The following is a 17,694-nucleotide window of genomic DNA, read 5'->3' on the forward strand; positions in this document are numbered from 1 at the left end:
GGAGAGCCGATATATGGCGTGGAACTGGCCGTGGCGCAAAGTTGCCGCGAATGCCCCTTCGTATTCTGAAGCGGGACGAGAGAGAAAAAGCGCAAATGGCTTCGTGGCGCTGCATATGGAGCGCGGCGCTTCGTGGATTGCGCGGAATTATACGTCGCTCGCTCGTGAGGGCTTCATGCGCAATCCGGTCGCGCATCGCTGCGTGCGGCTGATCGCGGAAGCGGCCAGCAATGTGCCGTGGCTGCTCTATGAAGGCACGACCGAACATGAGGTGCATCCGCTGCTCGACCTCATCGCGACACCGCAATGCGGGCTTGATGGTAGCAGTTTCTTCGAGCGGCTTTATGGGCATTTGCTGATTTCGGGCAATGCATATGTCGAGCGGGTTGATCTGCCGAGCGGTAGAAGTGAGTTGCATCTTTTGCGGCCTGAAAGGGTGACGCTGGAAACATCAAGTGACGGCTGGCCGCAATCGCTGGTCTATCGCTCGGCCAATACGAGCCGCATTGTTTCACTTGCGGGCGCTGCATCTGTTGGCCTGCATCTGAAGCTTTTTCATCCGCTGGATGACCATTACGGATTTCCGCCGCTTGAAGCAGCTCTGATGGCGCTTGATCTGCACAATGCGGCAGGTGCCTGGAACAAAGCACTGCTTGATAATTCAGCACGCCCCTCCGGTGCGCTGGTCTATGCTCCTAAAGATGGTGGTAACCTGACGGAAGAGCAGTTTGATCGCCTGAAAACCGAACTTGAGGAGGGCTACACCGGAGCATCTGCTGCGGGGCGGCCGCTGCTTCTTGAAGGTGGGCTCGACTGGAAGGCTATGGGTTACAGCCCACAGGATATGGATTTCATCGAAGCGAAAAACGGCGCGGCTCGCGACATCGCTTTGGCTTTTGGCGTGCCGCCGATGCTGCTCGGCATTCCGGGTGACAACACTTATGCCAATTATGCCGAAGCCAACCGCGCATTTTATCGTCTGACTGTGCTGCCGCTGATTAACCGTACCGCCAAGGCTTTGGAGTGCTGGCTCGGTCCATTGTTTGGTGACGATCTCAGACTTGAGCACGATACTGACCGCATCGAAGGTCTGTCGCTGGAGCGGGAATCGCTCTGGCGGCGCGTGTCGGAAGCCTCATTTCTGAGTGATGACGAAAAACGCGATGCGGTTGGCTATCAGCCGCGTGCGGAAAGGAGAGTTTCATGAGCAATCTGAGCGAAACCGTTATGGCGTCTGATGCAAGTCTCGTGTGGTTTGCCAAGGTTGCGGGCGCGGTGGCCGGTTCTGCCGTGTCGCTCGCCTATATGCTGCCAAATGGCAAGCGGGAAGCGGCAATCCGATTTGCGGTCGGCATCATCTGCGGCATGGTGTTTGGGGGAGCTGCAGGCGTGAAAATTGCCGAAACGCTTTCTCTGCAGACCCTGCTTGGGCGAGCCGAACTCATGTTGATGGGGTCGACGGCTGCAAGCCTCGCGGCATGGTCTGTGCTGGGCATTCTCAAACGTTTTGCCGAGCGGGCCAAGAACGCATCGCTAACTGGAATTCTACCCGTTGAAAGGAACAGGAATGGCAAAGCCTGACCTGAAACTTGAAACCAAGCGTGCCTCGCTTGCACTCGATGATGTCGAAATCGACGGCAGCTTTTCAGGCTATGCAAGCGTGTTTGGTTTAGCTGATCTCGGCAATGATGTGATCGAAAAAGGCGCCTTTGCGAAGTCGCTCACCTCGCGCAAATCATCCGGCGTGCGAATGCTCTGGCAACACGATGCGGCTGAACCGATCGGTGTCTGGACGGATGTTCGTGAGGATGCACGCGGCCTTTATGTCGAGGGCAGACTGGCCAAAGGCGTGGCACGCGCACGCGAGGCGCTGGAACTCATGCGCACTGGTGGGCTGGATGGGCTGTCCATCGGTTTTCGCACTGTCAAAGCGCGCAAGGATGCGCGGACCGGTTTGCGCCACATCACGGAAGCAGACCTCTGGGAAATCTCGGTGGTTACGTTTCCTATGCTGCCACAGGCACGCATCGATAATCTCAAGGCGAATTTGCCGACAGTCAGAGAATTGGAACGCTGGCTCACGCGGGATGCGGGGCTGAGCCGTTCTGCTGCACGTCTGGTTATAGCCAAAGGCTATTCAGCGCTTGCAGCCATGCAAAGCCGGGACGGGCGGGACGCTTTCCAGGCAGATGATAAGGCGCTTGCGCAGCGTATGCGCGCCGCCTGCAAGATGATGCAACTCAATTAAATCAGGATCAAAAATGGTAAAAAATCATGCAATCCCGCTCGAAACCAAGAGCGTGGAAACGAAGGCGCTTGGGAACAACGGCGATGTGTCGGAAGCTTTTGACGAGTTTATGACCGCTTTCTCGGCGTTCCGTGAAGCCAATGATGAGCGTCTGAAAAAGGTCGAAAAGAGTGCCGATGTTGACGTGCTGCTGCGCGACAAGGTTGATCGTATCAACCGTGCTCTGGACGAACAGAAACAGGCACTTGACCAGTATGTTTTGAAAAGTGCGCGTCCGCAACTTGGCAAGGGCAATGCTATCGTTGATGTCGAGCATAAGCAGGCTTTTGACGGTTATGTACGCCGCGGCGATGAGCAGGCGATGCGTGGTATTGAGCAGAAGGCCCATTCTTATGCATCCGGTCCGGATGGTGGCTATCTGGTGCCAGCGGAACTCGAGACTGAAATCGGTCGTCGTCTGGCCGTGCTCTCGCCGATACGTGGCATCTCCAGTGTGCGCCAGGTTTCCGGTGCCGTACTGAAAAAGCCATTCTCGGTCAGCGGCCCGGCAACGGGTTGGGTTGGCGAAACTGATGCACGTCCGCAGACAGCTTCGGCCAAGCTTGCAGAGTTGCAGTTCCCGACGATGGAAATCTACGCAATGCCAGCGGCCACTTCTTCATTGCTTGATGACGCAGCTGTCAACGTTGAGCAGTGGATCGCCGAAGAAGTCGAAGCAGCCTTTGCCGAACAGGAAGGTGCTGCCTTAATCACCGGCAATGGCCTGAACAAGCCGATGGGCTTCCTGAGCTATAGCACCGTTGAAGATGCGAGTTGGGAGTGGGGTAAGATCGGCCACATAGCCACTGGTGTTGACGGCGCATTGCCTGCTTCCGATCCATCCGACAAGCTTATCGAACTCATCTATGCGCTGAAAGCTGGTTATCGCCAGAACGCCAATTTCGTGATGAACCGCAAGACGCAGAGCGTGTTGCGCAAGCTGAAAGATGCGGACGGCAATTACCTCTGGCAGCCGCCGGCGGCTGTTGGTGAAAAGGCATCGTTGATGGGCTTTGGTCTGGTCGAGGCCGAGCATATGCCAGACATTGCTGCTGACGGAACGCCGATTGCCTTTGGCGATTTTGAACGCGGTTATCTGGTGGTGGATCGTATCGGTGTGCGCGTGTTGCGCGATCCATATTCTGCCAAGCCATATGTGCTTTTCTACACCACCAAACGCGTGGGCGGCGGCGTGCAGGATTTTGATGCGATCAAGCTTCTGAAATTCGCAGCCTGATATTTTTAGCAGTGATCTCCCTGCCGGTTTTGGCAGCTAGATTCAATTTGCGAACAGGTTGAATCTTTTTCTGGGGTTGCATGCGTAACTATCTGATTTGAGAGTTATTTAAGGGGAAAATACATGACAATGTTTCTTGTCACGCCGCCGGCGCTGGAGCCGGTGACGATTGCTGACGCACGCGCATTTTTGCGAATTTCGACCGATAGTGAAGATGATGTTCTGCGCCGTATCATCAAAACCGCACGCGAGCTTGTCGAAGCCGAGACGGGGCTTGCACTGGTTGATCAGACATGGCGCCTGCGCGTTGATCGCTGGCCGCGCTCGGGGCGTCTCGCTATTTTCAAGTATCCGGTAAAAGCTGTAACGGCTGTGGTCGCATATCGTCCTGATGGCAGTGCAATCAGCATGGAGCCTGAAGAGTTCATGCTCCAGCATGGCCGCCGTCCACAACGTGTTTACATGGCGCAATATCCGGATGCACAGACGTTCTGTGGCCTTGAGGTAGACTTCATTGCGGGCTTTGGTGAAACGGGCGTTGAAGTGCCGGATGCGCTCAAACAGGCAATACTCACTTTGACTGCGCATCTCTATGAGAACCGCGCAGGCCTGGATACAGCCAAGGCTGAACTGCCTGTGATGGTCGGCCAGATGGTCGATAGCTGGCGACGAATATCCCTATGAACAACGTGCTGTTTATTGATCCGGGTCAGCTCACGACAGAGTTGGCCCTGGAAGCCATGCAGTCTGTTGCTGATGGTATGGGTGGCTATCGCGAAACATGGTCAGAGATCGGGACTGTTTGGGGGCGTATTGAACCCCTATCAACCAGTCAGCGGGATTTCGGTATCCGGCCACGCCCTGAGATCACCCACCGCATTCTGGTGCGTCATCGTGAAGATATCGCGACAGACAAACGCTTCCGCAAAGGTGGGCGTGTTTTCACGCTGCACTCTGTCCACGATCCGGATGAACGCGGACGTTACCTTATCTGCCTGGCGGTGGAGGAGGGGCGGTGAATATCACGATGAAACTGACCTTCGATGGTCTCATTCGGGCACTGCGTTTCAGGCAAATCGCGGTGCGGGAGAATATTGCCACCGGGCAGCTGATTGCCCGGCGCGACACTCAAAAATCAAGCGGGGAGCAAGATGAGGAACGGCGCGGCAGCATTGCAGAAGGCTCTTTATGACGCCTTGAAGAATGACGAAGAACTTATTGAAACACTTGGGGGTGAGCATGTTTATGATCACGTTCCGCCCAAGACTCCATTTCCTTATGTCACGCTCGGCGAAACGCTGAGCAAGGACTGGAATACGGCCTCTGAGCCAGGTGGAGAACATTTTCTCAATATCCAGATATGGGCGCGTGAAGCAGGCCGCAAACGCGTGCTTGAAATTGCTGGGCGTATCGCAACGAGGCTCGACGAAGAACCACTCGACCTCAACGGTCATCGCGTCGTTAACCTCATGCTGACCGAAGTTCTAGCCCGCAACACGGACGGGTTCGGCAGCTATCTGGGCACCATGCGCTACCGCGCGGTGACCGAACCGGAAAATTAAAGCGCATCCCGAAAAGTGGGAACCGTCTATGCGGGGAAATCAGTCCATTGGACTGATTTCTGATCTCGCTTCGATCGGAATTAAGATGCGCGTAAAAGCAAAAAGATCGAGGAACACAGAATGGCAGCTCAACGCGGCAAGGATATCTTGCTGAAAATTGCGCATGGCACGGACCAGTTTGAAACCTGTGCTGGCTTGCGCACCAAGCGCATTGCTTTCAATGCCGAAACCGTCGATGTGACAGATGCGGATGCTGCCGGTCGGTGGCGGCAACTGCTGGCCGGAAGCGGCGTGCAACGAGCTTCGATCAGCGGATCGGGCATATTCAAGGATGCAACATCGGATGCTCTTATCCGTAGTGTGTTCTTTGATGGTGAGATTCGCAACTGGCAGATATTGCTGCCCGACTTTGGCACCATCACCGGTCCTTTCCAGATTGTGGCCCTTGAATATGGCGGCAATCACGATGCGGAGGTGACGTTTGAAATTGCACTGGAATCCGCAGGACTAATCTCCTTCGGAGATGCACTATGATGGTCAATCGCCATCGCGGCGAGGTTGCGGCAAAACTTGATGGCCGCGACTGGACTCTCTGCCTGACGCTGGGTGCGCTGGCACAACTGGAGTCTGCTTTTGAAGCGGACAATCTCTCCGATTTGATTGCCCGATTTTCCGGCGGCAAGCTTTCCGCCTTCGATATGCAGCGTATCATCTGCGCCGGTTTGCATGGCGGTGGACATGATGTGCCGTTTGAAGACGTAGCGGAGATGAGAGCAGATGGCGGCGCGAGCGGTTATGCTCGCATCGTTTCAGCATTGCTCACCGCGACCTTCGGAACGGAAGAAAGCGATTCTCCTTCAAACCCTTGAGTGCCGCAGTTGAATCAGTTCCTTCACGTCAGCCTTTTCCCTGGGAAGAGGTGATGCGCGCAGGTTTTGGTTTGCTGCGGCTTTCCTCAAAAGACTTCTGGGCCATGACCCCACGCGAACTTGGCGCCGTTCTTGGACCCGTTTCGCAGAGCACGAATGCTCCTTCGCGCGCGACACTCGACGCGCTGATGCACGCCTTTCCCGACAGGTAATTTAACATGACAGATGAAAACGTAACCGTTTCCGTTGAGGCGGACACGAGCGCCTTTGATCGCGCTCTGACCGATCTTGAAAAGCGTTCGTCAAGCTTCGGCTCAAGCCTGACAACGGCACTGAAAAGTGCAATCGTTTCCGGCAAGGGGCTTGATGATGTGCTGCGCGGGCTTGCCAGCAGTCTGGCAGGCTCAGCGCTCTCTGCTGGGCTTCAGCCACTGCAAAGCCTTGGCTCCTCGCTAATGTCGGGTGTGATGGGCGGTATTCGCGGCATCACGCCTTTTGCCAAGGGCGGGGTTGTATCAAGTCCCACTTACTTTGGTATGGGAAATGGTTCGCTGGGCCTGACGGGTGAGGCGGGTGCGGAAGCGATCCTGCCGCTGGCGCGCGGTGCTGATGGCAGGCTGGGCGTTGCAACTGGCGGCAGTGGCTCCAAGCCCGTGCAGGTCGTGTTCAACATGACATCGCCCGACGCATCTTCCTTCCGCAAATCCGAAGCGCAGCTTTCAACCATGCTTGCGGGTGCTGTGCGCCGCGGCGCACGGAGGATGTGAGATGGACGCTTTTCACGATGTCCGTTTTCCGCTGGGTGTCTCATTCGGTGCGACGGCCGGACCGGAGTGGCGCAATGAAATCGTCACGCTCACATCAGGATTTGAAAAGCGTAATGCCCGATGGGCGCATTCACGCAGACATTTTGATGCGGGAACCGGTTTGCGGTCGCTGGACGATCTGAAATCGGTGCTTGCCTTTTTCGAGGCAAGACGCGGATCGCTGCATAGTTTCCGCTTCCGCGATCCGTTCGACTTTTCTTCGGCTGCTGGCAGTTCCGCACCATCCTTTAACGATCAGGTGATCGGAACAGGCGATGGCGCAACTGCCATGTTCCAGCTTGTCAAACATTACGAAGCGTACAGCCGACCGATCACGCGTCCTGTCGCGAATTCCATACTGATTGGCGTCAACGGCGTAAGGCTCGATGAGGGTGAGGCTTATACGCTCGACCATGCCAAGGGGATTGTATCTTTTACCCCCGATTACGTGCCTGCTGATGGCGAACAGGTGACGGCTGGTTTCCTTTTCGATGTGCCTGTGCGCTTCGATACAGACCGCCTCACGGCAAGCATTGCTTCGTTTCAAGCAGGTGAAATCCCATCTATTCCCATTATCGAGGTCAAGGCATGATCCCTGTCCCGGCAGAACTTGAATCACATCTGAAGGGAGAAGTGACAAGCCATTGCTTTGCATGGCTTATCAGACGTTCCGATCAGGTGGTCTTGGGTTTCACAGATCACGACCAGACACTGGTTCTGGAAGGTATTTCCTGCGAGCCATTGACGGGTCTTAACAGCAGCGAAGCCACGACAACGCTCGGTCTTTCCATCGCGGGTGGCGATGTCGAAGGTGTGTTGTCCTCGATACGCATCAGCGAGACCGATATTGAGCAGGGGCGCTTTGATGGTGCCGTGGTCGAGAGCTATCTCGCCAATTGGAACATACCAGATCAGCACATGCTTTTGCGGCGCTGGACGGTGGGGACAATCACGCGCTCAGGTGGCCGGTTTGTGATGGAACTGAAAGGTGCTGCTGCGGCTTTTGATGCTGTCTGTGGGCGGCGTGTTCTGCGTCAATGCGTTGCGGTGCTGGGGGATAAACGCTGCGGCGTGAATATCGACGACCCGCGCTTTTTTGCCGTTGGTTCTGTTGTAAGCGCCGACGGTGCAATTCTTAATGTAAGTGGGCTCGATGGTTTTGCCAGCAACTGGTTTGCACAAGGGCGGCTCACATGGACAAGCGGAGATAATCAGGGCGGTTTGGTGCGCGTCCTCGCACATAGCGGCAATCGCTTGAATCTCACAGAACCGCCAGTTCTTGCCGCAAAACCGGGCGACGGTTTTCGACTGGTGGCAGGCTGTGACAAGAGCTTTGTCACCTGCAAAGCAAAGTTTGCCAATGGCGCAAATTTTCGCGGCTTCCCGCACCTGCCGGGCAATGACGCCGCCTTTGCCTATGTCAGCTCCAACAACGAATATGACGGGAGCGCGCTGGTCCCATGAATATTGCAGATAGAATTCTGACGGAGGCGGAAAGCTGGATTGGCACGCCCTACCGCCACGGCGCTTCAGCGAGCGGTATCAGCTGCGATTGCCTTGGTCTCGTGCGCGGCATCTGGCGCAAGATCTATGGCACTGAGCCGGAAAGCCCCGGTACCTATGCGCCAGACTGGGCGGAGGCCGCTCACGGCGATCCGCTGCTTGAAGCCGCATCGCGCCATATGCAGCGCCGCGACGGCACTGATCCGCAGCCGGGTGATCTCCTCGTTTTTCGTTGGCGGTCCGATATGGCGGCCAAGCATCTTGGCATTATGGCCAGTGAGAACCGTTTCATCCATGCCTATGAGGGGCATCGGGTGATGGCTTCTGCACTGGTGCCGCAATGGCGAAAACGTATAGCCGGAATTTTCATTTTTCCTGAACCAGAAGGTTAAGCAATGGCGACTGTTGTTCTGCAGGCGGTGGGCGCTGCCGTCGGTGGCATTTTTGGCCCTGTGGGTGCTGCCATCGGCGCAGGGCTTGGCGCAATGGGTGGTTATGCCATCGATACGGCTATCATTAACTCCACCCGCCATATGGAAGGGGCAAGGCTCAACAGCGGGCGCGTGGCAACAGCTGAAGAAGGAGCAGCTCTGCCGTTCGTCTATGGCACGGCAAGACTTTCCGGCACATTGATCTGGGCGACACGGCATGAGGAAAAGAAAACGACTGAACGGCAGGGTGGTAAGGGCGGTCCGAAGGTGACCTCCTACAGCTATTTCGGTAACGCAGCCTATGCTGTTGCAGAGGGGGAAATAGCTGGCATTCGCCGTGTCTGGGTCGACGGGCAGGAGCTTGATCTTACCGAAATCGAATTGCGCATTTATCACGGCACGGATACGCAGCAGCCCGATCCGCTGATTGAAGCCAAGCAAGGCACAGGCAATGCTCCCGCCTATCGCGGAACGGCCTATGTCGTGTTTGAGCGTATTCCGCTTGATGTCTATGGCAATCGCCTGCCGCAGTTTCAGTTTGAGGTTCTGCGTCCGGTTGGGAAGCTGGCGCGAGATGTCCGTGCTGTCGCACTTATTCCAGGCTCAACCGAGTTCGGTCTTTCACCAACTCCCGTTACGGATCGACCGTCGCCCGGTGAAAGCCGCACGCTTAATCGCAATGCAAAACGCGGCCGCAGCGATTGGACGGTTGCTATGGATGAGCTGCAGTCGCTTTGTCCTCAGTTGCAGCATGTGGCGATTGTCCTGCCGTGGTTTGGCGATGACTTGCGCGCGGGATATTGCCAGATACGCCCCGGTGTTACGCATCAGAGTGCTTTGTCGTCGAGCCCGACATGGAAAGTTGAGAATGTTACGCGCGGCGGAGCGCATCTGATTTCCCAGAGCGGTGAGGGAGCGGCCTATGGTGGTACGCCATCCGACCAAAGTGTGGTGGATGCAATCCGCGATGCCAAGGCGCGCGGCCTGAAAGTAACGCTATATCCTTTCATCATGATGGACGTTCCCGCCGGCAACTCGCTGCCGTCGCCTTATGGCGGTGTGGGACAATCCGTTTACCCATGGCGTGGGCGCATAACCTGTAGTCCCGCGATTGGTATCTCTGGATCACCTGACAAGACGCTGGAAGCAGCCGATCAGGTTGCAGCTTTCGTCAACGGAACATGGGGTTACAGACGTTTTCTGAATCACTGTGCAAGCCTCGCAATGCAGGCGGGCGGAGTTGATGCGTTTTTGCTGGGTTCCGAACTGCGTGGTCTTACCAGCATCCGCGACATCCGCGACAGCTTTCCGTTTGTAACCCATCTCTGCACGCTTGCAGCCGAAATGCGCACGAAGCTTGGGCAGAGCTGCCGCATCAGTTATGGCGCGGACTGGACTGAATATTTCGGCTATCAAGCGCAGGATGGCACTGGCGATCTCTTCTTTAATCTCGACGCGCTGTGGGCGCATCCAGCCATCAATGCCATTGGTATCGACAATTACATGCCGCTTTCTGATTGGCGAGACGGCGACCTTGATGGCGGCAACCCTGATGGTTTTGAAGGCGCTTACGATCTTGATGGTCTGAGCAGCAACATCGAAGCGGGTGAGGGCTTCGACTGGTATTATGCCAATCGTGAAAACCGCGAGCAGCGCAAGCGCACGCCAATCACGGATGGGCTTGCGGGCAAGCCATGGGTTTACCGATATAAAGACATTCGCTCATGGTGGAGCAACCCGCACTATAATCGCATTGATGGTGCTGAGGCTCTTGCGCCAACTGCATGGGCACCACAATCAAAGCCCATATGGTTCACCGAACTGGGATGCCCGGCGGTCGATAAAGGACCAAACCAGCCGAATGTGTTCCCTGATCCGAAATCCTCGGAAAACGCGACACCCTATTTTTCGAATGGAGCGCGTTCCGATATTGCCATGGATCGCTTTCTGCGGGCGCATTATCACTACTGGCCGGATAGGAACCCAGTTTCCCCCATCTATGGCGGGTCGATGCTCGACATGGATCGCGTCTATCTCTGGTCATGGGATACGAGACCTTTTCCGGAGTTTCCGCTGAAAGCCGACGTGTGGGGAGACACACCAAACTGGCGGTTGGGACATTGGCTCAATGGCCGCATGAGCGGTGTTGCACTTGATGAGCTTATTGCAGCTATCTTCGCAGATTTCGGTTTGCCGGAAGCAGACTGCACAGGCGCGGATGGGCATCTGACTGGCTTCGTGATTTCAGAGCCCAGCACGGCTCGCGGTGTGCTGGAGCCACTGATGAGTGTGTTTGGTGTGCACGGCTTTGAGCAGTCAGGGCAGTTCAAGTTCCGCAGCATTGGTCGTGCGGCTCCTGTACTTGACGTGGCGGCTACGCTTGTCGAACCGACCGATGGCGAAGCGCTGACCGCGGTTCTTGAGGATCAGGGCGATTTACCTTCGGTAGCTGAACTTTATTGCAACGATCCGCTGCGTGATTTTCAGGTGGTAGGTGCATCGGTGCGGCGCGATATGGGCCAAGGCACGGAAAGCCTCAGCCTTTCCGGCTCAATGGAAATGGGACAGGCGACTGCACTCGCGGAAGCCTGGATGGCGCGCCGTTATGCAGAACGGCGGACAGCGAGCTTCTCATTGCCGTGGTCTGAGGCTGCCCTGCATGTCGGTGATCGTGTGCGGCTCGATATGCTGGGCGGTGGTCGCGATTATGTTGTGTCGTCTCTTGAAGACGGAGAGGTGCGGGTGGTCAAGGCTGTAGCGCTGGCACCCAATGTGGCTTTTGCTGATAGGGGAGAAACGCCGCAGCTGACGCCGGGCGGACCTGTTTCGGATATGAAGCCGATATTTCATCTCATCGACCTGCCACTCTGGCCAGGTGCTGAAGATCCGGCTGGTCAGTTGCGTATTGCGTGTCATGCAAAGCCGTGGCGTGGGGTCGCGACTTATGCCTCGCCCTCCGGTGACGGCTTTGCCGAGCGTGGCCTGATCGGCGAACGCGCCGTTATGGGTGAGCTGACAGCTCCATTGCCCGGAGGGGCAAGTGGGCGACTTATCGATGGTCAAACACTGGAACTGGTGCTGTATTCGGGTGAGTTGGAATCGAAACCGTTCACGCAAATCCTGAATGGTGCCAATACCGCGCTTGTGCAGTCCTCTGATGGAAAATGGGAGGTACTGCAGTTCCTTGCGGCTGAAGAAATCGGCCAGAACCATTGGCGCTTAAGTCGTCTTTTGCGCGGGCAGCTTGGCACAGAGGCCGCTAGCCTCAATGAAAAGCCGACGGGTACGCCCTTCATCCTGCTGGATGGGGGCGTTCAAAGCATCGGTTTGCAAACATCTGAAATCGGGTTGGAACTCAACTGGCGCATTGGGGCGGCCGGTAAATCGTTCTCGGATGATTTTTTCGACACCGTAAAAGCAACCGGCGGTGTGCAGGCGTTGAAACCATTGAGTCCTGTTCACCTCAAAGCAGAGCGGCTCAGTAATAATGATCTGTTGTTCGGCTGGATCAGGCGCGGCCGTGTTGATGCCGATAGCTGGCTTGGGGAAGAGATTCCACTGGGTGAAGAGCGCGAAGCCTATCAGGTCGAAATCTGGCGTTCGGATGTGCTTGTCCGAAGCGTTCAGGTGCAAGCGGCTTCCTGGATTTACCCCAGTGCAGATCGGCTTTCGGATTTGGGTAGCAGCGACTTCCAGCTTCGCGTTGCAATGGTGAGTTCTAAAATCGGAGCAGGGGATTTTGCTTCCATTGATATTTCAAACGGAACCTGAACTTAGAAAGGAAAAGTCATGATCGAAGATAAGCCTTGGTATCTTTCTCGCACAGTCTGGGCAGGCCTTGTTGCCCTGTTTCTATCACTTGCTGGAGCTTTTGGTCTGGTCAGTGAAACTGTGGATCAGGGGGCTTTGACAGATATTTTGTTGCAACTTGCTACAGCTATTGCCGGCCTTATCGCCGTTTTTGGGCGCATAGGGGCAACTTCACGCATTTCATAATTTTATAATCCGTGATAGCAAGGTTTTGAAAAGATGCATGAAACCGGAATATTGACTGATGTTCCGGTTGATATTATGCATAAAAACAACAGTTTAGAATGGCTTCAATCCGGATATGGGGTTGAAGCTGTTTTATGAGCATAATTTCCTTTGTGTCGACAGGCAGAGTGTATCGTTCATGCATCGTTCAGCTGGGAGGCGCTATATAAGGGACATGATGAAACAGAACCCTGCTCTCAAAATTTTCGCGCTTCTGGCCGTTAGCATTGGTCTGTTGCCGGCTGATGCCGGTGCCCTGCCAATTGCGACGCCACAGAAGTCCAATCTTCTGGTCGCTGCCGCTGGTGATTGCGCGGCAGTTGGAGAACAAGTGGCAGCCTCACAGGGTGGCCAATTGGCCAAGGCAACACCAACCACGCAAAATGGTCGTGCCATGTGTGTGATCGTTGTGCTCGTACCTGGCCGCGATGGCGAACGCCCGCGCCGTGTAGAAGTGGCCGTCCCCGCACAGTAATGCGTTCCTGCGAGGAGCTTTAAACTTGCGTATCCTGATCGTTGAAGACGACAAGGACCTGAACAGGCAGCTCTCGGATGCGATGGTTGCCACGGGCTATGTTGTCGATAGTGCCTTTGACGGCGAAGAAGGTCATCATCTCGGTGATACCGAGCCTTATGATGCCGTGATCCTCGATATCGGTCTGCCGCAGATGGATGGCATTAGCGTTGTTGAGCGTTGGCGCCGCAGCGGTCGTACAATGCCTGTTCTCATGCTGACCGCCCGTGATCGCTGGAGCGATAAGGTTGCAGGTATCGATGCTGGTGCCGACGATTATGTCGCAAAGCCTTTTCATATCGAAGAAGTGCTGGCGCGACTGCGTGCGCTTATCCGACGCGCTGCCGGGCATGCTTCGTCGGAGCTGGTGTGCGGTCCGCTGCATTTGGACACCAAGACCTCAAAGGCCAGTATTGACGGTGTGGCGCTGAAGCTTACCTCGCACGAATATCGGCTGCTTTCCTATCTGATGCATCATATGGACGAAGTGGTGTCGCGCACCGAACTGGTCGAGCATCTTTACGATCAGGATTTTGACCGAGATTCCAATACGATTGAAGTCTTTGTCGGCCGCTTGCGCAAGAAGATGGGCGTTGACTTGATCGAAACGGTACGTGGCATGGGCTATCGTATCCGTTCGGAAGGAAATACAGATGTGAAAGGGAGCGGGAACTGAAGCTTCTTAGCATTTTCCCCCCTCTGCGTTCTCTTGCGATACGCGTCGTAACCCTTTCGACGCTTTGGGTCATTCTGGCGCTTGTTGTTGTCGCGACATTGATAAGCACGCTTTATGGCGATGCTGCGCGCAACAACTTTGAGCGGCTTCTGACTGCGCACCTTTTCAGTCTCGTCGGTGCCGTGAGCATCTCTCCGGAAGGCACTCTTCAAGGGCGTCCGGAGCTGGGCGAACTGCGTTATTCCAGTCCGCTTTCTGGCTGGTACTGGTCTGTAGATCCCGTTTCCTCAAATATTTCCGGCAAACTCCAGTCGCTGTCCTCGGTCGGGCGCATCGTGCCTGAAATGCCGATCACGCAGGCGCCCTTTGATAGCTCGTTTATGCGCAGCTACACGCTGCCAGGCCTGAACGGTGAAGAGCTCTATATTGTCGAGACCGAAGTTGTTCTCGATAACGACAATCGCGTCGCACGCTTCCGTGTCATGGGCAATCTCAGCGAAGTGATGAATGAAATCTCAGACTTCAGAAGCAAGTTGGCTCTTTATCTGGCGATTTTCGGCATTGGCAGCGTGTTCATCAATGCTGGTATTATTCTCTTTGGTTTGCGACCACTTGATAAAGTGCGTCAGGCTTTAGCTGATATTCGCGAGGGACGATCGGCCAAACTCGACACGTCGCTGCCGCTGGAAATTGCACCGCTGGCAAACGAGATGAATGCGCTTATCGAGAATAACCGCCGCATTGTTGAGCGCTCGCGAACGCAGGTCGGAAATCTCGCCCATTCTTTGAAAACACCGCTTTCGGTGCTGACGAATGAAGCGCGCTCCATGGGTGGTGAACAGGGCCGCGTGGTGCTTGAGCAAAGCGAGGCCATGCAGGTTCAGATACAACACTATCTCCAGCGCGCTCGGATTGCTGCGCAACGGGATAGCGTCGTATTTCGAACTCAGGTTACACCTGTGCTTGATCGTATGGAACGCGTAACTGCAAAGCTCAATCCGTCGTTCAATATTGCATTCAGAAATGTTTTGCCGGATGCAGTTTTCGCTGGTGAAAAGGAAGATCTGGAAGAAATTGTCGGTAATCTTCTGGAGAACGCAGGCAAATGGGGACGTCGACGGATCAAGATCGTTCTGCGACCTGCGGCGGATGTGCAACGCCAGTTCGAGATTCTGATTGAGGATGATGGCCCTGGTCTTGCTCCCGACAAGATTGATGCCGCATTGAAACGGGGTAACCGCGTTGATGAAACGAAGCCAGGCACTGGGCTTGGTTTGGCAATCGTTCAGGATACGGTTCGTGAATATGGGGGCAGCTTGTTCTTGGGCAAAAGCAATCTTGGCGGCCTTCAGGTGCGCGTTGTGTTGCCGCTGACTGAAGATTGATAGTTGTTTTTGCCACGAGGCAGACTAGAAGGTTAGAGTAATAGCTGCATCCTACGATAGTATGCATGCTCATTTTTATGAAGGCCGATTTGTTATGACGATGGTATCAAGGTTTTCTGCTCCGTTTTTGATCGCTTCTATGGCGTTCGCTCTCTCTGCCTGCGGAACTTCCGGCGGCGGCAAGGGCTCAGGGCTGACTTCGCTTGGTGGGCTTTCCTCGAAAGCAGAAACACGTCCGGATCTGCTCGCGTCGCTCGGCAACGGACTCCTTGGCAGTTCAGCAGGTCAGCTGACAGCGGGCGACCGTAAGAAGGCACTTGAAGCGGAATATCGCGCGCTTGAATATTCTCCGGCAGGTAAAGCGGTTTCATGGAGTGGTAGTGGTTCGACTTCCGGCGATGTGACTGCCGCACAGCCTTATCAGGTGGGTTCTCAGAACTGCCGCCAATATACCCACACATTCTCGATTGGCGATGCGTCGCAAACCTCGCGCGGAACCGCTTGCCGGAATGCCGATGGCAGCTGGACCCCGCTTACATAAAGCCAAAGGTGCTTAAACAGTCATGCATGGAATGCATCGCTAAAATTTATCCCATGCGTATGTGCGGGCATAAATCGGCGTCCTTTGATTAAGCCTTTGCGGCGAATTGCCCTAGTCAGCCTAATTCCACGTCCTTCGAGTTGGTTTTTGCCTTCGCTGAGATTAAGTCTCAGCCATGGAATTCTGGTTGACTGCCGCACTGCTGACTTTTGCAGCAACTTTGACTGTTTTGTTGCCGCTGACGCGGAACAAGCAAGAATTTTTGCCCCCTGAAAAAAACGATCTAGAGGTCTATCGAGACCAGTTGCGCGAAGTAGAGGCCGATGCTGCGCGCGGCATGATCGATGCTCCCAGCGCGGAGCAAGCACGTATCGAAATTTCCCGTCGTATACTCAGTGCTGAAAAGAGCAGCGCCGACGCTGCTGCCGAGGTGAAAAAGGTTCGCTCAGGACGGTTGCTGGCTTTTTCAGCTGTATTGGCTGTCCCCCTTATCGCCTGGGGTGTCTATCCACTTTTTGGCGCGCCCGATACGCCGTCCATGCCACTTGCTGCACGCTTGGCTAACAGCCCACAGAACAGTTCGGTTGATGAGCTTATTGCCCGCGCTGAATCACACTTGGCTCAAAACCCCAATGACGCTCGCGGCTGGGATGTTCTGGCGCCGATTTATTTGCGTATAGGCCGAGGCGCCGACTCAGTGAATGCATATCGTTCGGCCATTCGTCTTGAGGGTGAAAATTTCCCTCGTATCCTTGGTCTTGGCGAAGCTTTGATTGCTGTTTCAGGTGGACCAATCACTGCAGAGGCAGAGGGTCTGTTTGAAAAAGCAGCAGCGCTCGAACCCAACGATATCCGCCCGCAATATTATCTTGCACAGGGCGAAATGCAGGACGGCAATGCCGACAGCGCCATTACAAGGTTGCAGACTTTCCTTGATAATGCACCGAAAGATGCGCCATGGCGTGCTCAGGTTGAGCAGACAATTGCGCGCATTCGAGGATCGCTAGCACCGTCCGCGCCAGCCAAAGGACCCACGACAGACGACGTAGACGCTGCAGCATCCATGAGCCCGGAAGATCGTCAGGCGATGGTTGAGGGTATGGTTCAACGTCTTGATGAAAGTCTTCGCGAAAACAGCGGGGATATCGATGGCTGGAAGCGTCTCGTGCGCTCCTATATGATCCTCAATCGCCGCGATGCAGCACTCGATGCACTCAAACGTGGAGTTGCGGCGCTGGATGGTGAAAAGCGGACGGAGCTGACAAGCTTTGCCGCAGGACTAGGTTTGGAAGCAGGGAGCGCAACACAATGAGTGCAACTGCAGAAGGTAATGGACGCAACACGAAACCTGCAGGCAGCTTAGCCCGCACTGTCAGTCAGAGGAAGCGCAAGCGCCTCATGCTGATCGGCGGTGCGCTGGTCGTACTCGCAATCGCTGTCGGTCTTATGCTTATGGCCTTTAGCCAGGACATCCGTTTTTTCCGTACGCCAGCTGATTTGACAGAGCAGGAAATTACATCGGGTTCGCGGTTCCGGCTTGGTGGCCTTGTTGAAGAAGGCTCGGTTACTCGTGAGGGTAGCGAACTTCATTTCACCGTCACGGACACAATCAAAACCGTCAATGTCGTGTTTGAAGGGATTGCGCCTGATCTGTTCCGCGAAGGTCAGGGAGTGGTTGCTGAAGGCCGTTTTGGCCCTGACGGTGTATTCCGCGCCGACAATGTTCTCGCCAAACACGATGAAAATTACGTACCAAAAGATCTCGCCGACAGCCTGAAGAAGAAAGGCGTGTGGGAGGGCCAATGATGAATATTGGACCAGTAATCGAGCCAGTAATTGAGATTGAAA

23 protein-coding genes are annotated in these 17,694 nt (G+C 55.2%); all 23 read left to right on the plus strand.

Translation table 11 applies throughout. The features are described 5' to 3' along the window. Nucleotides 1-13 precede the first annotated feature (13 nt). The 23 genes from KMS41_02815 (at nt 14) to ccmE (ending at nt 17,652) form a co-directional block, all read left to right on the plus strand. On the plus strand, nt 14-1,207 hold the full coding sequence (locus KMS41_02815; protein QWK78195.1) for a phage portal protein: 1,194 nt from the start codon (nt 14-16) through the stop codon (nt 1,205-1,207). Beyond that, nucleotides 1,204-1,581, plus strand: coding sequence for a hypothetical protein (locus tag KMS41_02820; protein ID QWK78196.1), 378 nt, complete (start codon nt 1,204-1,206; stop codon nt 1,579-1,581). The genes KMS41_02815 and KMS41_02820 overlap by 4 nt, the downstream gene beginning before the upstream one ends. Beyond that, nucleotides 1,568-2,248 carry an HK97 family phage prohead protease gene (locus KMS41_02825; GenBank protein QWK78197.1) on the plus strand — a complete coding sequence of 227 codons (681 nt, stop codon included), beginning with the start codon at nt 1,568-1,570 and terminating at the stop codon, nt 2,246-2,248. Before KMS41_02820 ends, KMS41_02825 begins: the two co-directional genes overlap by 14 nt. A 13-nt stretch (nt 2,249-2,261) precedes the next feature. Then, nucleotides 2,262-3,524, plus strand: coding sequence for a phage major capsid protein (locus tag KMS41_02830; GenBank protein QWK78198.1), 1,263 nt, complete (start codon nt 2,262-2,264; stop codon nt 3,522-3,524). Nucleotides 3,525-3,647: 123 nt separating this feature from the next. Then, complete coding sequence (locus tag KMS41_02835) at nt 3,648-4,208, plus strand: head-tail connector protein (protein ID QWK78199.1); 561 nt, start codon at nt 3,648-3,650, stop codon at nt 4,206-4,208. Further along, nucleotides 4,205-4,543: a phage head closure protein gene (locus tag KMS41_02840; protein QWK78200.1), complete on the plus strand. Its 339-nt coding sequence runs from the start codon at nt 4,205-4,207 to the stop codon at nt 4,541-4,543. The genes KMS41_02835 and KMS41_02840 overlap by 4 nt, the downstream gene beginning before the upstream one ends. Next, nucleotides 4,540-4,716: a hypothetical protein gene (locus tag KMS41_02845; GenBank protein QWK78201.1), complete on the plus strand. Its 177-nt coding sequence runs from the start codon at nt 4,540-4,542 to the stop codon at nt 4,714-4,716. Before KMS41_02840 ends, KMS41_02845 begins: the two co-directional genes overlap by 4 nt. Further along, on the plus strand, nt 4,676-5,086 hold the full coding sequence (locus tag KMS41_02850) for a DUF3168 domain-containing protein (protein ID QWK78202.1): 411 nt from the start codon (nt 4,676-4,678) through the stop codon (nt 5,084-5,086). The genes KMS41_02845 and KMS41_02850 overlap by 41 nt, the downstream gene beginning before the upstream one ends. 120 nt (nt 5,087-5,206) lie before the next feature. Beyond that, the gene (locus tag KMS41_02855; protein ID QWK78203.1) at nt 5,207-5,620 is read left to right on the plus strand and encodes a phage major tail protein, TP901-1 family; all 414 of its coding nucleotides are present in this window, start codon (nt 5,207-5,209) and stop codon (nt 5,618-5,620) included. Continuing rightward, nucleotides 5,620-5,955, plus strand: coding sequence for a gene transfer agent family protein (locus KMS41_02860; GenBank protein ID QWK78751.1), 336 nt, complete (start codon nt 5,620-5,622; stop codon nt 5,953-5,955). The genes KMS41_02855 and KMS41_02860 overlap by 1 nt, the downstream gene beginning before the upstream one ends. Beyond that, nucleotides 5,952-6,167, plus strand: coding sequence for a phage tail assembly chaperone (locus KMS41_02865; protein ID QWK78204.1), 216 nt, complete (start codon nt 5,952-5,954; stop codon nt 6,165-6,167). Before KMS41_02860 ends, KMS41_02865 begins: the two co-directional genes overlap by 4 nt. Before the next feature lie 6 nt (nt 6,168-6,173). Further along, entirely contained in the window at nt 6,174-6,722 is a 549-nt protein-coding gene (locus KMS41_02870) for a phage tail tape measure protein (GenBank protein ID QWK78205.1), read from the plus strand. Between the two features lies 1 nt (nt 6,723). After that, on the plus strand, nt 6,724-7,353 hold the full coding sequence (locus KMS41_02875; protein QWK78206.1) for a DUF2460 domain-containing protein: 630 nt from the start codon (nt 6,724-6,726) through the stop codon (nt 7,351-7,353). Next, nucleotides 7,350-8,225, plus strand: coding sequence for a DUF2163 domain-containing protein (locus KMS41_02880; protein QWK78207.1), 876 nt, complete (start codon nt 7,350-7,352; stop codon nt 8,223-8,225). Before KMS41_02875 ends, KMS41_02880 begins: the two co-directional genes overlap by 4 nt. Beyond that, entirely contained in the window at nt 8,222-8,656 is a 435-nt protein-coding gene (locus KMS41_02885) for a C40 family peptidase (GenBank protein QWK78208.1), read from the plus strand. The genes KMS41_02880 and KMS41_02885 overlap by 4 nt, the downstream gene beginning before the upstream one ends. Before the next feature lie 3 nt (nt 8,657-8,659). Next, on the plus strand, nt 8,660-12,466 hold the full coding sequence (locus tag KMS41_02890; protein ID QWK78209.1) for a glycoside hydrolase/phage tail family protein: 3,807 nt from the start codon (nt 8,660-8,662) through the stop codon (nt 12,464-12,466). Between the two features lie 18 nt (nt 12,467-12,484). Then, nucleotides 12,485-12,691, plus strand: a complete 207-nt coding sequence (locus KMS41_02895) for a hypothetical protein (GenBank protein ID QWK78210.1) — start codon at nt 12,485-12,487, stop codon at nt 12,689-12,691. Nucleotides 12,692-12,908: 217 nt separating this feature from the next. Beyond that, on the plus strand, nt 12,909-13,205 hold the full coding sequence (locus KMS41_02900; GenBank protein QWK78752.1) for a hypothetical protein: 297 nt from the start codon (nt 12,909-12,911) through the stop codon (nt 13,203-13,205). Between the two features lie 25 nt (nt 13,206-13,230). Continuing rightward, nucleotides 13,231-13,920, plus strand: coding sequence for a response regulator transcription factor (locus KMS41_02905; GenBank protein QWK78211.1), 690 nt, complete (start codon nt 13,231-13,233; stop codon nt 13,918-13,920). A gap of 74 nt (nt 13,921-13,994) precedes the next feature. Further along, nucleotides 13,995-15,305 (plus strand): histidine kinase, encoded by a 1,311-nt coding sequence (locus KMS41_02910; GenBank protein QWK78753.1) that lies wholly within the window; start codon nt 13,995-13,997, stop codon nt 15,303-15,305. 94 nt (nt 15,306-15,399) lie between these two features. Beyond that, entirely contained in the window at nt 15,400-15,846 is a 447-nt protein-coding gene (locus KMS41_02915) for a hypothetical protein (protein ID QWK78212.1), read from the plus strand. A gap of 175 nt (nt 15,847-16,021) precedes the next feature. Then, entirely contained in the window at nt 16,022-17,158 is a 1,137-nt protein-coding gene (ccmI, locus tag KMS41_02920; GenBank protein ID QWK78213.1) for a c-type cytochrome biogenesis protein CcmI, read from the plus strand. After that, complete coding sequence (gene ccmE / locus KMS41_02925; protein ID QWK78214.1) at nt 17,155-17,652, plus strand: cytochrome c maturation protein CcmE; 498 nt, start codon at nt 17,155-17,157, stop codon at nt 17,650-17,652. The genes ccmI and ccmE overlap by 4 nt, the downstream gene beginning before the upstream one ends. Nucleotides 17,653-17,694: the final 42 nt, after the last annotated feature.

The organism is Ochrobactrum sp. BTU1 (genome assembly GCA_018798825.1).
GTDB lineage: Bacteria > Pseudomonadota > Alphaproteobacteria > Rhizobiales > Rhizobiaceae > Brucella.